Raw genomic sequence first — 14,159 nt, 5'->3', positions numbered from 1 at the left:
CGGCCTTTGCGCGAGGCCAAGATGTAGACAGACACGTGCGTCGCAGCCGATCGGCTCGCACATCCCCGCTTGCACAGCCCCGCCTGCACACTAAGGAAACGGCCCCGACCATGATCACCGATCCGGCGCTTCTCAGCGCTCAAGACCTTTTGCATGCCTATGCGGCAAAAACGCTGTCTCCGGTCGAGGCTACGCAAGCGGCCTTGAGTCGGATCGATCGACTGGACAGCCAGCTCAACGCGTTCTGCCTGGTCGACCACGAAGGCGCCCTCGCGGCCGCCCGCGCGTCGGAGGAACGGTGGCGGGCGGGAAAGCCGCAGGGAAAGCTCGACGGCGTGCCGACCACCGTCAAGGATGTGATCCAGGCCAAAGGCTGGCCGACGAAACGGGGGTCCCGGGTTCTGGGCGAAGCGGGCCTCGACGCCGAAGACTCCCCAGCGACCGCCAGACTCCGCAGCCACGGCGCGGTTCTTCTCGGCAAGACCACGACGCCGGAGTTTGGCTGGAAGGGTGTGACCGACAATCAGCTGACCGGAATCACCCGAAACCCCTGGAACACGCAGATGACCCCCGGCGGATCCAGCGGCGGGGCGGCGGCGGCGGCGGCGGTCGGAATGGGCGCGCTGCATATCGGGACCGACGGCGGTGGATCGATCCGTATTCCTGCCGGCTTTACAGGCATTCCCGGCTTCAAACCGAGCTTCGGACGCGTCGCGGCCTGGCCGCTCAGCCCGTTCGGCACGGTGTCCCATGTCGGCCCGATGGCGCGCAGCGTCGGCGACTGTGCGCTGATGCTGACCGTGATGGCGGAACCGGACCTGCGCGACCCCTACAACCTACCCTACCAAGGGGAGGACTACACTCAGGGTCTCGACGGCGGCGTAGCCGGACTGCGGATCGCCCTCTGCCCTACCTTCGGCTCACAGCGAGTCGAGCCGGAGATCGCTGCGGCTTTGGCGTCGGCGGCGCAAACCTTCGTCGCTCTCGGCGCTAACGTGGAGCAGCCCGACCTGGACGTACCGGATACATCGCGAACTTTCCGCACCGTTTGGTTCGCTGGCGCCGCCAACCTCTTTCGTCGCTTCACAGCGGAGCAGTGGGGCGAAATCGATCCGGGATTGCAGGAGGTGGCTGCCGAGGGCGCCACCTACAGCGCCAACGACCTTTTTGATGCGGTCGCGGCACGCGAAAGCCTCTCGGTCTGGATGAACCGGCTACACGCGAACTACGACCTGCTGCTGCTCCCCTGCCTACCGATTCCCGCCTTTCAGGCGGGCCATGAGGTCCCTCCGGGCAGCGGAATGCAGCGCTGGACGGAATGGACGCCCTTTTCCTATCCCTTCAATCTGACCGGGCAGCCCGCGATAAGCCTGCCCTGCGGACTGACAGCAGGCGGACTGCCGATGGCGCTTCAGTTGGTTGGTCCGCGCTATGCCGATGCGCTGGTGCTGCGCGCCGCCAGGGCCTTTGAAGAATCCGCTCCGGTCGCCTTGCCTCCGCTCGCGGAGGACCGCGTGCCCGCATGACGTCCGGGGGCGCCGTCGCGGCCGGCCATCCGCTAACGGCAGACGCTGCGCTCGAGGTCCTCGACGCTGGAGGCTCGGCGGCAGACGCCGCCATTGCAGCCGCCGCGGCCGCCTGCGTGGTCGAACCTGTGCTGGCGTCGCTCGGCGGCGGCGGTTTCCTGCTATGGGACCCGGCAGATGGAGAGGCAGCGGTCTACGATTTCTTCGTCGACACTCCCCTGCGGCCAAAGCCGGAGACAGAGCTGGATTTCCACGCTGCGGTCTGCGATTTCGGCACAACCACCCAGACGTTCCATATCGGCCGCGGCGCCGTCGCCGTGCCCGGCATGCTGTCTGGCCTCGCAGAGCTTCAACGGACTCTCGCGCGGCTGCCGATGATGGAGCTGCTGCAGCCAGCCAGGCGCTTCGCGCGCGACGGCTTCCAGCTCTCCGAATTGCAGGCCTACATCCTCGGGATCGTCGAGCCGATCCAGGCGCACAGCCCAGCGCTCGACACTTTGTTTCGGACCGAGGAAGGTTACCGCCTCGGCGCGGGGGACAACCTGCGGCAACCCGAACTCGCCGATACCTTGGATCTCCTCGGCCGCGAAGGTCTACGGCCCTTTCAGGAGGGCGAACCGGCGGCGGCTTTGCTGGATCTGATGAAGGATGGCGGCCACCTGGGAGCCGAGGACCTCAAGGCCATGCGAGTCATACATCGCCGGCCCTTGCGACGACGTCATGCCGGTGCCGAAGTCCTGACGATGCCCGCTCCCTCGTCGGGAGGGCTGCTCACCGCCTTCGCACTCGACTTAGCTGCCCATCTGGACCTCGGAGGCTTCGGCGGTCCCGACCATCTGATCGCCCTGTCGCGGATCATGACACTCACGGACCGAGCCCGCCAAGAGACCGGCCTGGCGGACGCTTCAGGCGAAACTGCCGAGGAGGCCGCCACGCGCCGCCTCGCCGACCCCCAGCTTCTTCAAAGCTACGCTCGCAAGATGTCCGCAACCCCCCAGATCGTCCGCGGAACCACCCACATCTCGGTGGTGGATGGAGAGGGAAATCTCGCCTCTGTCAGCCTGTCCAACGGCGAGGGCTGCGGCTACCTGCTACCCGGCACGGGGATCCACCTCAACAACATGCTGGGCGAAGAAGACCTGAATCCGCGAGGCTTCCATCGCTGGCCCGCAGGTGTGCGTATGGGATCGATGATGGCCCCGACCACGGCCGTGCTTGCCGACGGACGGCGCGTCGCCCTCGGGTCCGGCGGATCCAACCGGCTGAGGGGGGCAATCTTGCAGGTCCTGCTCAATCTGACCGACTTCCGACACTCTCTATCGGATGCCGTCGCGGCCCCGCGTCTGCATGTCGAGAAGGGGATTGCCCACGCGGAACCGGGCTACTCCGAAGTCGCACTGAACGCGCTCGACCGCGAGGTGAGCGACCTGCAGCTGTGGAGAGCACCCAATCTCTACTTCGGCGGCGTTCACGCCGTAGCGGCCACGCCCGGTAGAGGGTTCGAAGCCGTCGGCGATCCGCGTCGGAGCGGTGTTGGACGGTTGGCCAAGTCGCGGGGAGGTGTAGGTGCATGGTGAAGCCCTATCGTACCTCCTTTCGAGTTCGGGTCTACGAAGCTGGACCGGGCGGCGTCGCAGGCCCGGAAACCCTAGCGAACTACCTGCAGGAAAGTGCGGCCAGCCACGCCGATCTGCTTGGCGTCGGCGCCGTACCGATGGCGACTGAAGGATTGGCTTGGATCCTGACACGCCTCAGGCTCACCTTGGTCCGGCCGCCTCGGTTGGGTGAGCAGCTCTCGGTGGAAACCTGGCCGGCGAAGCTGGACAGACGCCTGGCTCTTCGCGCTTGGCAGCTCACGGACAGCGAGGGGGCCTCCGTCGCAACCGCCATCGCCCACTGGGGCGTGTTCGATATCGAGCGGCGGCGTTTGACATCCTTCCCCGGCTGGTTCGTGGCGAAGATCCAGGCTGACCGGCCCGCCCCGATCGACTTCACGCAACGCAGCCTTCCAGGCCCCACCCAAGTTGCGGCCGAGACACGGCTGGTACCGCGCCGTTCGGAGCTGGACGTCAACGGCCACGTCAATAACGCGCATCTGCTCGGTTGGTTGCTGGAGCCGCTGCCCGAGATGCCGAATCGCCGCCTCATCGAGATCGACAGTGCCTTTCGTGGAGAGTGCCAAAGCGGTGACACCGTTCTGAGTCGGGCGGGTTTGGAGACGGACGGAGTGAGGCACCACGCCCTGGTCCGCGAGGCAGACGGTACCGATCTGGTTCGCGCGGTCAGTCGTTGGGCATAAGCCGTCCCGGTGCCGAATAGACTCTAAAACTCCAGCTGCTGAAAAATCTCGATCTCCTCGTACATCCACTCGCCGATCACGTTCATGGACCCGGTGACGAACAGGAGGCCGGTGATGATCAGAAAACCGCCCATCGCCTTCTCGACTTTCGGCAAGTGGCGCTTGAAACTTTGAAACCAGCGCAGGAAGCGCTCGAGAAAGAGCGCGGCGAGCAGGAAGGGAATACCGATGCCGGCGGCGTAGGTGCCCAGCAGGCTCGCACCGTAGAGCAAACTGTCGTCGGTCGCTGCGGTCGCCAGCACGGCGGAGAGGACGGGACCGGCACAGGGCGTCCAACCGAAGGCGAAGGCAAGTCCGATAACGTAGGCGCCCAGAACGCTGGCCGGCTTGCTGGCGACCTGAAAGCGCGCCTCGCGGTATAGCAGCCCGATGCGCAAGACGCCGAGAAAGTGCAGACCGAGCAGAATGATGATGATCCCGGCTAGCGGCGCCAGGATATGGCTGTAGCGGGCGATGAACGCCGATATGGCGCTGGCGCCCAACCCCATCAGGACGAAAACCGTCGAGAAACCGAGCACAAAGGCGACGGCAGTGACGAAGACCTTGCGCGTCACTCCGGGCTCGACGACCGCAGTGCCCTGACCGGACGCCTGAAGAGTGACACCGGAGAGAAACGCCAGATAGGCTGGAACAAGTGGCAGAACGCAGGGGCTGAGGAAGGAGAGAGCCCCCGCCCCGAGTGCGCCCAGGTAGGTCACCCCGAAGTCCATGCGCGCTGTTCCGTTGAAGGTCGACCGGAGCCCTGCCAGCCCCCTAACCGATAACCTTGATAGACTCGTTCGGCTTTAGCTGAACGGTACCCTGCTTTTCGATCCATTGGCTCACAACGTCGTAGACTGGCGGACCTTCGGTCCCCTCGTTCACACTGGCCCAACCGGTCACGACGTAACTGCGGTCCGGATCTATCGGGCTGCCGTCCTTGAGCAGCGTCATGTTTGAGATTCGCTGTCCGATAGGCTTATGCACGTCGATCGTGTAGCCCATTCCCCCCACGCGCACCATGTCGCCACCCTGCTGGTAGTAGGGGTCGGGGTTGAAGAGATTGTCGCCCACATCCTCCAGAATCAGCTTCAGCATCTCCCCGGTCATCTCCTGCCGGTAAGCGGCCGGATAAGTAATGGACGTCATCGAGTAGACATCGTCGACCGTGATCTCCTGACCGGGCAGCAGGGTTGCGCCCCAGCGGAAGCCGGGCGAGAGCGCAATCTCGGCATCGCGCTCGTCCAGCAAAGCCTGACAGATCAGATCGTCGAAGGTGCCGTTGAAATTGCCCCGGCGATAGAGAAGCTGGTCGGTCGTGCCAAGCACCCTGTCGATCTCGCCGGCGAAGGGCGCCCGGATTTCCTGGACAAGCGTGGCCATCTCCGGATCCGGCTGGATCGCATCCGACAGGACGGGGATCAGACGGTAGCGGAAATCGGCAACGCGTCCGCCCTCCACCTTCAGATCAAGGCGAGACAGGAACTTACCGTGACTGCCTGAGGCGACCAGCAGAGTATTGCCGACCTGCTCGACCTGCGGCAGGGCATCGTGCGTGTGACCGGTCAAGATGACATCGATACCCGGAACGCGGCCGGCCATCTTGCGGTCCACATCAAAACCGTTGTGGCTCAGCAGAACCACAACCTCGGCACCCTCGGCGCGTGCCCGGCTGACGTGCTGCGCTACCTCCTCTTCGCGAATGCCGAAGGACCACTGCGGGATCTTGTAGCGTGGGTTGGCGACCGGCGTGTAGGGGAAGGCCTGACCGACAACGGCGACCTTGACGCCGCCGCGCTCGAAGAAAGCCGTGTTCTCAAAGACCGGCTCGTCCCAATCAGTGTCCCGCACGTTGCCGCAGAGAAACGGAAAGCCAAGCTCCGCGATCAGCTCCTCGACCCGCTCTTGCCCGTAGGTGAACTCCCAGTGCGCGGTCATCGCATCGCAGCCGAGTTCCTGGAACACCTTCACCATGTCGCTGCCTTTGGACATCAGCGAGGTGTAGGAGCCTTGCCAGGTATCGCCGCCGTCGAGGAAAAGGGTGTTGTCAGGCCGCTCGGAACGGATCGCCTTGATCAGCGTGGCGAGTCGGTCGACACCGCCGACCTTGCCGTAGTCTCGGGCCAAGGCCACGAAGTCCTGATCCGTCATGGTATAGGCGCCGAGGCTCCCCGGTGTCAGCCCGTAGTGTGTGAGAAAGTCTTTCCCGGTCAGGTGCGGTGGCAGGCCCGTCACCTCGCCGACGCCCAGATTGATCGAGGGCTCGCGGAAGTAGATCGGCTTGAGCTGTGCATGCATGTCGGTGACATGCAGCAAGGTGACTTGGCCGAGCGAGTCGAACTCCAACAGTTCCTTCTGACCGATGCGTTGTTGGGTCGCAAGGCGACCGAGATCTCCTTTGCCGCCGGTCAGAACCGCCGTGGCGGCCGCCACCGTCAGAAAATCGCGCCGTGAAAACATCGGTCCCACCCACTGTCTATTGTCGGGTCCCGCCGGGCCTTCTCAAAGGTCGTCCAGGCGACGAATCAGAATGCCGGTCATCTCACGAGCCGAGACCAGCGGAGTCACGTCTCAAAGATCGAACCTACTGGCGGACGGACGGCGCCTCGATCGGCAGACCTTGGCCACGCCATGCCAGGTAAAGCTCAAGATTCACGTATTCCTCCGATCCGTTGGCGAAAGGCACGGAACGGACCTGGCGATTACAACCCCGGAACCGCCGATGCAGCGAACCGACTTTCTGCCACTTGAGGCGATAGGTCGGAAAACCATTGCTATGGCCCTGACTCAGCAGGTCTGCCCGGATGTACATCCCGTAGTTGGTTTCGTGGCAGGTCGCGCAGGCCATGTCGAGCTGGCCCCGGCGTTCGTAGTAGAAATCCTTACCCTTCTCGAAAAACGGCGCGGCCTCGCCATCGATCGCGACGTCGACCGGCATACCGATGGACTGATGACGGACATAAGCCGTCATGCCGAGCAGTTCGTCGGACTCCCACTTCCAGGGGTCCGCCTGCATGTTCTGCGTGCGGCAAAGATTGATCCGCTGCTCCAGATTGATCAGCTTGCCCGAGGCCTCGTGATACTTCGGGTAGGTCGCACCAACGCCCCGCATGGTCTCGGTGGCGTCGGTATGACAGTCGGCGCAGGCCTTGCCAGCCTGGCCGTCCACCGTGGACCAGAGATCCTCCGCCTGCTCCATCCAGATGAAGGCGGGGTTCATGAACTCGTCGTCCTGAAGTTCACGCGTCTCGGGCGTGCGGAAGTAGTAGCCGCTGATCAACTCCGACAGGGGGCTGCCGTCGGGCGGCGAAACCGAGTTGTAGTCACCGTCCCGATAGGGAATTCCGCTGTCCTGCGCCGCCGCCTCGCCGCCTAAGCCGGCAATAGAAGCCACGCTGGCCAGGCCGCCGAGGACCAAAGCCAATCCGTAGGATCTCACAGTCACCCGTCTCTCCCCTAACCGTCATTTTTATTCTTTTCATACCGCCCCGGCCCTTTTCGATGGCTCAGGGTCTTTGGTTCGCGCATCCCGTCACTCGGCGAACTGCGAGAGGCGAGCGACGGGATGCGCAGACCCTCAAGACACCGTCAGGTCTTGGCTGTGCTTGTAGACTTCACCGTTGTCATCGTGCCAAAGAAACTCCAACGCGCCGCTTTCGTTCGCTGTCACATAAAAGGCGACGTAGGGGTTGGCCGAGATCGCCGGATGCAGGTCTACGGAAAAAACCGTCTCTCCGTTGTACTTGCACTCGAACTTATTGATGATCTGACGCGGGATCAGCTCACCGGTCTTTCGGTCCTTGCGCTGGCCCGACTCCATTTCATGCGAGATCAGAGTCTTGATCTCCATCACCTCGCCCGCGCTCGCGGACTTCGGAGCCTTCACACGGGGCTTGGGCGTCTTTGCCATCCGAATTCTCCTTCTGCCTCAGCCGCCGCAGCCGCCGATGGTGACCTTGACCTCGGCCTGAGTCCGATAGACCTTTCCGTCGGACATCTCGGCCACCGCCACGATGTTTTGGGTCTGCGCCAGACGCATGCGGGTCGAAGCCTCGGCCAAGCCGGACTTCGGCGAGAAATGGAAACTCACCACGTCAGGACGCGGATTGCCGTCGGCGAAGACGTGCAGATGCCGGACGTAGCTGTCGGGTGTCATCGGACTGTCGATCGAGACACCAAGCGGCACGGTGTTCCCATTTTCCGCGATCTGGGGCAGATCGAGACGAATGATCTCGGCGCCGTCTTCCACGGTCGCATCGCCGATCAGCTTGCTTAGAGACTCCTCGACCATCGCCAGATCCGCCTTGGCCGGCGCGGCAGCGACCAGGGCCGCAGCCGCAGCACTCCCGGCCCCGACGGTAATGATGAAGTGGCGCCGGGTGATCCCCGCCGCCGTCATCGGCTTGCTCATGCGTTGCAACTCCTCTTGCATCTCGCTTTGGCCTCTCCCTCTGCCGCGTCTGCATCTTGCCGGCAGACTTCGGAACCCGTCACACTTCGCAGCCCTTCGCCCAGCAGGCCCGTCCAACTACTCCTTCAGGGTTGTCAGGTAGGCGACGACATCCTCTACCTGCTGCGCCGACAGGATCGGCTTGCCCTCGAACTGTTCGGACACCCGATGCTTGTCGCCGACGTCGTAGAAGGCCGGCATCATGCTGTAGGGGTTCAGCTCGTGGGAATTGACGACCTGCATGCGGAGTTGGCCTTCGTCGAGGCGATCTCCGACGCCATCGAGCGGCGGTCCGACTTCACCATGAAAGGCTTGTTCCGGGATCGGCATGGCATGGCAGGACAAGCAGTTGCCCAGCTGCCGGTTGATGACGACGGCACGACCGCGTTCGGCATCGCCGGGCTCGCTGGTCAGCGGTTCGGCAATGCTGAAGTCGACGATCTCGTAGGCCACCAACTCTTCCGCTTCGGTTGTCGTCGCAACGGCGGAAAGAGTGGCCGCGGCCGCGGCAGCGACCGTCAGCAGCTTCCAGTTCAACAGGCGTCCTCCCCTGACTGACGCGCTACTCATTTGTTCGACTCCGAAAGCAGCCAAGTCCTCTTTGGGACCTTCCCAGCCGCTGCAGAGCGGAGCGACCGTCGGCGACTGCATGCCTGGGTCGTTCGATGTTTTGTTGCGTCAATCGTACCGTCCTGGAACATTATATCAAGATCGAATGTGATCAGGGTGCCCAATAAGGTGCGTCGAATCCTATCTATCGGCCTGGTCGTCTTGCTTGTCGGACCCGGTGCACTGTTGCGCGCGCAAACGGCCGCACTTGAGCTTGTCATGTTCGACTCCGCCGCCTGTCCCTTCTGTCGACAGTGGGACGAAGAAATCGGCGGCATCTATGCGAACACACCGGAAGGGCGCGCGGCCCCCTTGCGTCGAGTCGACCTGCACGAGACGCCGCCAAGCGACCTTCGGGAGATCCAAAGAGGCGTGATCTACACGCCGACCTTCGTGCTGATGCTGGGGGGCGAAGAGGTCGGCCGGATTGCCGGATATCCCGGCGAGCACTTCTTCTGGCCCTTGTTGGCCAACCTGCTGGACGAAGTTGGGGTACAGACAAACTAACGGCGGCGCCGATCGGCCGCCGACAAACAGGAGAGGGAGGACGAATGACCCGCAAAACACCGACGATCCGCAACGTTCTGGCGGCAGCCCTGCTGGTGAAAGGCGTGGCGACCTTCGGGACCACCGGAGAGGTCTCGGCCGACGAAGACGCCCTTGTCACTTTCGAGGTTCTGACACCGGAACTGGCGAGCGAGCTTGCCACCAACACCCTTCTCGCCTGTCGCGACGAGGGATTTCAGGTCGGCGTGGCGGTCGTGGACCGCTTCGGCGTGCTGCAAGCCTTCCTGCGCGACCGTTTTGCCGGTCCGCACACACCGGACACCGCCGCCCGCAAGGCCTGGACCACGGTCAGCTTTCGTGAGGACACTCAGACCCTGGTGGAGGCTACGGCCAGCGGCCCGCAGAGTGGCGCCCGCGACATCACCAACGCGCTGATGCTCGGCGGCGGCGTCCAGATCCTGGTGCAGGGTCGGATGGTCGGTGCGGTTGGTGTCTCCGGTGCCCCCGGCGGAACCGAAGACCACGCCTGCGCCCTCGCAGGAATCGCCTCCATCGAGAGCCAACTTCCCTTTTAGAGCGGTCTTTGCGAGAGGGCTTGGAAGGCGCTATTCAGCGTCTTCCAAAGCCCCTTTTCGACCTTCAAAGACCGCTGGGATTACCGTCAGCTCTCTGCTCTTCATGCAGCTGCGCAAGCGCCTTGTCATCGAAGCGGAAGTCGAAGGCGCAGAATTCGCAGGTCATGACGACCTCACCATCGACCTTGTACTCTTCGATGGCGTCGGGACCGAGCGAACGCAGGATGTTCTCGACCTTTGTTCGCGAACAGCGGCAGCCGAGCGACAGCGGTCGCGGCCGGAAGACCCGCACGCCATCTTCGTGAAATAGGCGATAGAGCAGGGTGTTCGGTGGCAGCGCGGGATCGAGCAGTTCCGCGCGCGTGCAACTTGCGGTCAGGATGAGAGCCCGATTCCAGTCTTCGCCGGAGATCTCCGGCAGGTTGTCGATCGCAGCCTGCGATCCGCCGGCCTCGGGAACCCGTTCGATCAGAAGGGCGCTGGCGCGCCAGCCCGGCCCCCCAAGCGGCGAGTCCGGCGGGGCCGCAGCGAGCAGAATACCCGCATTGATCTGCTGCGACTGACGGAAGTAGTGCAGCAGGCAGTCCGCGAGGCTCGGTCCCGAAAGTTCGACAAGGCCCTGGTATCGCTGGGTGTGCGAGCCTTGATCGACGGTAAAGGCCATATGGCCTGTGCCGAGCCACTGGCGAACGTCCAAGGGCTCTTCCGCATCGGCCACCGGGCCGAGCTCCTGCTCCAGCTTCGCCACACCCTCGGGATCGAAGCCGGCGTAGCCGCGCAGTTCGCCGGCGCTGGTCATGTCCGCGACCATGGTACGGATCGGGCCCTCGCCCTTGAGCTGCAAGGTAAAGACGCCGTCGTACTTCAGCGTCGAGGCCAGCACGCCGGTCAAGGCCAGAAGCTCCGCGAGCAACCGCGCCACCGCTTTAGGATAGCCGGGGCGTGTCAAGATGGTGTCGACCGGAGCTCCCAGGCGCAACAGACGCCCGCGAACACCGGACTGCTCGATCACGAAAGGCTGAACCAGGTCGTCGACCGGGCCCGAAGGCCCGGTCGGATTAGGAACTACGATTCCAGGCACCAGAGCAAAATACCCTTTTGCGCATGCAGGCGGTTCTCCGCCTCGTCCCACACCACGGAGCGTGGACCGTCGATCACCTCGTCGGTCACCTCCTCGCCGCGGTGTGCCGGCAGACAATGCATGAAGATGGCTTCGGGTTTCGCCTTGTCCATCAGCCGACGGTTGACCTGATAGGGTTTCAGCAGATTGTGGCGGCGCAGCGAGTCGCCGTTGTCGTCGCCCATCGAGACCCAGGTATCCGTGACGACACAATCCGCACCTTCGACCGCCTCTTCGACATCGGAGGTGACAACGGTGCGACCGCCGGGCTGTGCGGCAGCCCATTCGAGCACGTCCGACGGCGGCCGGAGCGCCTCGGGCGTGGCCAAGCGCAGCTCGAAGTCGAAGCGCGCAGCGGCATGGATCCAGGACGCGGCCATATTGTTCCCGTCTCCGGACCAGGCCACGACGCGACCGGCGATCGGTCCGCAATGCTCCTCGAAGGTCATGACGTCGGCCATCAACTGGCAGGGATGCGTGCGGTCGGTCAGACCGTTGATCACCGGCACGCTCGCATACTCCGCCAGCTCCAACAGCTTCTCCTCCTTCGTCGTGCGAATCATGATCGCATCGACGTAGCGGGAGAGTACGCGGGCGGTGTCCGCGACGGTCTCGCCGCGCCCGAGCTGGGTTCCGCTTGGCTCGAGAACGATGGCCTCGCCGCCCAATTGCCGGATGCCCACCTCGAAGGAGACGCGGGTACGGGTCGAGGGTTTCTCGAAAATCATCGCCAAAGCCTTGCCGGACAAAGGCTTTTCAGCGCCCGTTTCGCCAGCTTTGATGGCGCGCCCGAGATCGAGAACGTCCCGCAGCGTAGCGGCATTCAGGCGATCGAGATCCAGAAAGTGCCGAAGAGGCTTGGATGCCATCCCGCTCATGCCGCAACCGCCTGGGCCGAAGCCACACTGTCCAGGATGTCCAGCGCTTCCTCGACCTGCGCCTCCGAGATAATCAAAGGCGGTAGGAGGCGAATGGTGTTTTCAGCCGCCCCAACCGTCAGCAGGCCGGCATCGCGGAACTCTGCAATCAGCCGAGGTGCCTCTGCCTGACAGCGCAGTCCGAGCATCAGCCCGGCCCCCCGGACCTCCGCGAACACATGGGGATGACGCGCCACCAGGTCGGTCAGGCGGTGCCAGAGCAAGCGCGCGACACGATCGACTTCAGTCAGAAACCCTGGCGCCGTGACGACATCCAGAACGGCGTTGCCGCAGGCCATCGCCAGCGGATTACCGCCGAAAGTCGTGCCGTGGGTGCCCGGCGCAAGACCCTTCGAGGCCTCCTCCGTCGCCAGGACCGCGCCGACGGGGAAGCCTCCCCCCAAACCTTTGGCGAGCAGCATGACGTCGGGCGCCGCCGCCTCGGCCCACTCATAGGCGAAGAGCTTCCCCGTCCGGCCCATACCGCACTGGATCTCGTCGTAGACCAGCAACAGGCCGAATTCGTCGCAGACCGTTCGCAAATCGGTCAGAAACTGCAGCGCCGCCGGACGAATACCCCCTTCGCCCTGAACAGGCTCAACCATGATTGCGGCGGTATCGTCGGTGATCGCACTGCGCAACTCGTTGAGATTGTTGAAGGCGACCGTCCGGAAACCGTCGGCATGGGGGCCGAATCCCTCCAGGTACTTCGGGTTTCCCGCCGCGGCGATCCCCGTCAGAGAGCGGCCATGGAAAGCGCCCTGACAGGTGATGATGCGATGCCGCTGCGGCTGTCCGATCACGTCGAAGTAGCGACGTGTCAGCTTGATCGCCGCCTCACAAGCCTCCAGCCCGGAATTGCAGAAGAAGACCCGGTCGGCGAAAGACGCCTCGGCCAGCCGAGCCGCGAGCTGTTCGCCAGCCGGTATGCGAAAGAGGTTGGAGCAGTGCCACAACTTGGCGGCTTGGGTCGTCAGAGCTTTCACCAAGTGCGGATGAGCGTGCCCCAGAGCCGTCACTGCGATGCCGCTAGCAAAATCCAGGTATCGTCGTCCGTTGGTCCCGATCAGGTAGGCCCCCTCGCCGTGATCGAAGGCGAGGTCGGCGCGGGCATAGGTGTTCATCAATGCATCGGTCATGGCGCCCCTCCTCTCGCTCGGGACCCGGGGATCCGCTGCGGACCCCCTTCTGGAAGGGCGCGACAGTGCGGCGCGGCGGATCGGGTGTCAACCAGCAGCCAAGGATGCTGAGCTTGCACCTCAGGCATAGCAGGGAGGGCAAGACCGTCCGAGCCCGATCTACCTACTGGCCCTAGGACTTAATCTTGTAGCCCCGCACGACCAGCCGCCAGGCAATCAGCCAAAACAGGCCGGTCAGACCCGCCAGAACGGTCAAGCCCAGGCCGGGCGAGGTATCGCTGTACCCGATCACGGCACCCCGTAGACCGTCGACCAGATAGAAGACCGGGTTGGCTTGAATGATCTGCTGGCCAAGCGGAGGCAGGGTTTCGATAGCAAAGAACGTGCCGGACAGCAGGCCGAGCGGGAGGATCAGAAAGGTCTCAACGGCGCTATAGCGGTCCCACTTCTCCGCCCAAAGACCTGTAATGAAGCCCATCAGGGCAAAGAGGAGCGACCCCAGCACTGCGTAGGCGAGCAGCAGCAGCGGGTCCGGAATCGGCAAGGCCACGAAGAGTGACAGAGCCGCCAGCACGGCAGCTCCAGTGATCAGCCCCCCAGCAGCTGCCGAAAGCACGTAGCCCGCCACCAGCTCCCCCGGCGTCAGTGGCGCCATCAGCATATCGCCGATCATCCCTTCCAGCTTATCGAAGATCAGAGGGAAGGCCGCGTTGCCATAAGCGTTGAGCGTCAGGGAGAAGGCAACGATACCCGGTGCCACGAAAGCGGGGAAGCTGCCGCCCGGCACGGGACCGCTGTCGCCCGCCCAGGCAAAGACGAAGACCGCGAGGAAAAGCAGAGCCGATACCAGCGTGCCGCCGATGCCTTCGACGGCGAAGCGCAGAAACCGCGTGAAACCGCGCAGGAAAAGCGTCCAGAGCCCACGTCCGTTGATCGCTGAGGGAAAACGACGGACGCGGGGCACCGGCAGGGACATCG

Annotated in this window: 15 protein-coding genes; 5 read left to right on the top strand and 10 right to left on the bottom strand. The window is 63.9% G+C overall.

The window, feature by feature from the left end; genetic code table 11:
* The first annotated feature begins 110 nt into the window (after positions 1–110).
* The 3 genes from ACO054_RS00900 to ACO054_RS00890 are packed head-to-tail and all read left to right on the top strand — an operon-like array spanning position 111 to position 3,825.
* On the top strand, positions 111–1,526 hold the full coding sequence (locus ACO054_RS00900) for an amidase (protein ID WP_421708562.1): 1,416 nt from the start codon (positions 111–113) through the stop codon (positions 1,524–1,526).
* On the top strand, positions 1,523–3,103 hold the full coding sequence (locus tag ACO054_RS00895) for a gamma-glutamyltransferase (protein WP_421708561.1): 1,581 nt from the start codon (positions 1,523–1,525) through the stop codon (positions 3,101–3,103). The genes ACO054_RS00900 and ACO054_RS00895 overlap by 4 nt, the downstream gene beginning before the upstream one ends.
* Positions 3,097–3,825 carry an acyl-[acyl-carrier-protein] thioesterase gene (locus tag ACO054_RS00890; RefSeq protein WP_421708560.1) on the top strand — a complete coding sequence of 243 codons (729 nt, stop codon included), beginning with the start codon at positions 3,097–3,099 and terminating at the stop codon, positions 3,823–3,825. The genes ACO054_RS00895 and ACO054_RS00890 overlap by 7 nt, the downstream gene beginning before the upstream one ends.
* Positions 3,826–3,848: 23 nt before the next feature.
* Here ACO054_RS00890 and ACO054_RS00885 read toward each other — a convergent pair whose 3' ends face one another.
* From ACO054_RS00885 to soxX, 6 genes are all read right to left on the bottom strand, one after another.
* A complete protein-coding gene (locus ACO054_RS00885; RefSeq protein ID WP_421708559.1) occupies positions 3,849–4,595 on the bottom strand; it encodes a cytochrome c biogenesis CcdA family protein in 747 nt (248 codons plus the stop codon).
* A 43-nt stretch (positions 4,596–4,638) separates the two neighbouring features.
* Positions 4,639–6,324: a thiosulfohydrolase SoxB gene (gene soxB / locus ACO054_RS00880; protein WP_421708558.1), complete on the bottom strand. Its 1,686-nt coding sequence runs from the start codon at positions 6,322–6,324 to the stop codon at positions 4,639–4,641.
* A gap of 124 nt (positions 6,325–6,448) precedes the next feature.
* Complete coding sequence (soxA, locus tag ACO054_RS00875; protein ID WP_421708557.1) at positions 6,449–7,309, bottom strand: sulfur oxidation c-type cytochrome SoxA; 861 nt, start codon at positions 7,307–7,309, stop codon at positions 6,449–6,451.
* Positions 7,310–7,441: 132 nt separating this feature from the next.
* On the bottom strand, positions 7,442–7,774 hold the full coding sequence (gene soxZ, locus ACO054_RS00870; protein ID WP_421708556.1) for a thiosulfate oxidation carrier complex protein SoxZ: 333 nt from the start codon (positions 7,772–7,774) through the stop codon (positions 7,442–7,444).
* 18 nt (positions 7,775–7,792) lie between these two features.
* Positions 7,793–8,275: a thiosulfate oxidation carrier protein SoxY gene (soxY, locus tag ACO054_RS00865; RefSeq protein WP_421708555.1), complete on the bottom strand. Its 483-nt coding sequence runs from the start codon at positions 8,273–8,275 to the stop codon at positions 7,793–7,795.
* Positions 8,276–8,392: 117 nt separating this feature from the next.
* Positions 8,393–8,851 carry a sulfur oxidation c-type cytochrome SoxX gene (gene soxX, locus ACO054_RS00860; RefSeq protein WP_421708554.1) on the bottom strand — a complete coding sequence of 153 codons (459 nt, stop codon included), beginning with the start codon at positions 8,849–8,851 and terminating at the stop codon, positions 8,393–8,395.
* Between the two features lie 201 nt (positions 8,852–9,052).
* On the opposite strand from soxX, the gene ACO054_RS00855 reads away from it, so the two are divergent.
* Both ACO054_RS00855 and ACO054_RS00850 read left to right on the top strand, forming a co-directional pair.
* Positions 9,053–9,430 carry a transcriptional regulator gene (locus ACO054_RS00855; protein ID WP_421708553.1) on the top strand — a complete coding sequence of 126 codons (378 nt, stop codon included), beginning with the start codon at positions 9,053–9,055 and terminating at the stop codon, positions 9,428–9,430.
* A gap of 44 nt (positions 9,431–9,474) precedes the next feature.
* On the top strand, positions 9,475–10,005 hold the full coding sequence (locus ACO054_RS00850) for a GlcG/HbpS family heme-binding protein (RefSeq protein ID WP_421708552.1): 531 nt from the start codon (positions 9,475–9,477) through the stop codon (positions 10,003–10,005).
* 64 nt (positions 10,006–10,069) lie between these two features.
* Here ACO054_RS00850 and ACO054_RS00845 read toward each other — a convergent pair whose 3' ends face one another.
* The 4 genes from ACO054_RS00845 to ACO054_RS00830 form a co-directional block, all read right to left on the bottom strand.
* Positions 10,070–11,086, bottom strand: coding sequence for an Hsp33 family molecular chaperone HslO (locus ACO054_RS00845; protein WP_421708551.1), 1,017 nt, complete (start codon positions 11,084–11,086; stop codon positions 10,070–10,072).
* On the bottom strand, positions 11,071–12,003 hold the full coding sequence (argF, locus tag ACO054_RS00840; protein WP_421708550.1) for an ornithine carbamoyltransferase: 933 nt from the start codon (positions 12,001–12,003) through the stop codon (positions 11,071–11,073). Before argF ends, ACO054_RS00845 begins: the two co-directional genes overlap by 16 nt.
* On the bottom strand, positions 12,000–13,181 hold the full coding sequence (locus ACO054_RS00835) for an aspartate aminotransferase family protein (RefSeq protein ID WP_421708549.1): 1,182 nt from the start codon (positions 13,179–13,181) through the stop codon (positions 12,000–12,002). Before ACO054_RS00835 ends, argF begins: the two co-directional genes overlap by 4 nt.
* 172 nt (positions 13,182–13,353) lie before the next feature.
* A complete protein-coding gene (locus tag ACO054_RS00830; protein WP_421708548.1) occupies positions 13,354–14,157 on the bottom strand; it encodes an ABC transporter permease in 804 nt (267 codons plus the stop codon).
* Positions 14,158–14,159 lie beyond the last annotated feature (2 nt).

Origin of the sequence: Algihabitans sp. (assembly GCF_965226985.1) — a bacterium.
Taxonomy (GTDB): domain Bacteria; phylum Pseudomonadota; class Alphaproteobacteria; order Kiloniellales; family DSM-21159; genus Algihabitans.
Note: the sequence above shows the minus strand (reverse complement) of the source record. Positions and strands in the feature narration are given on the sequence as shown.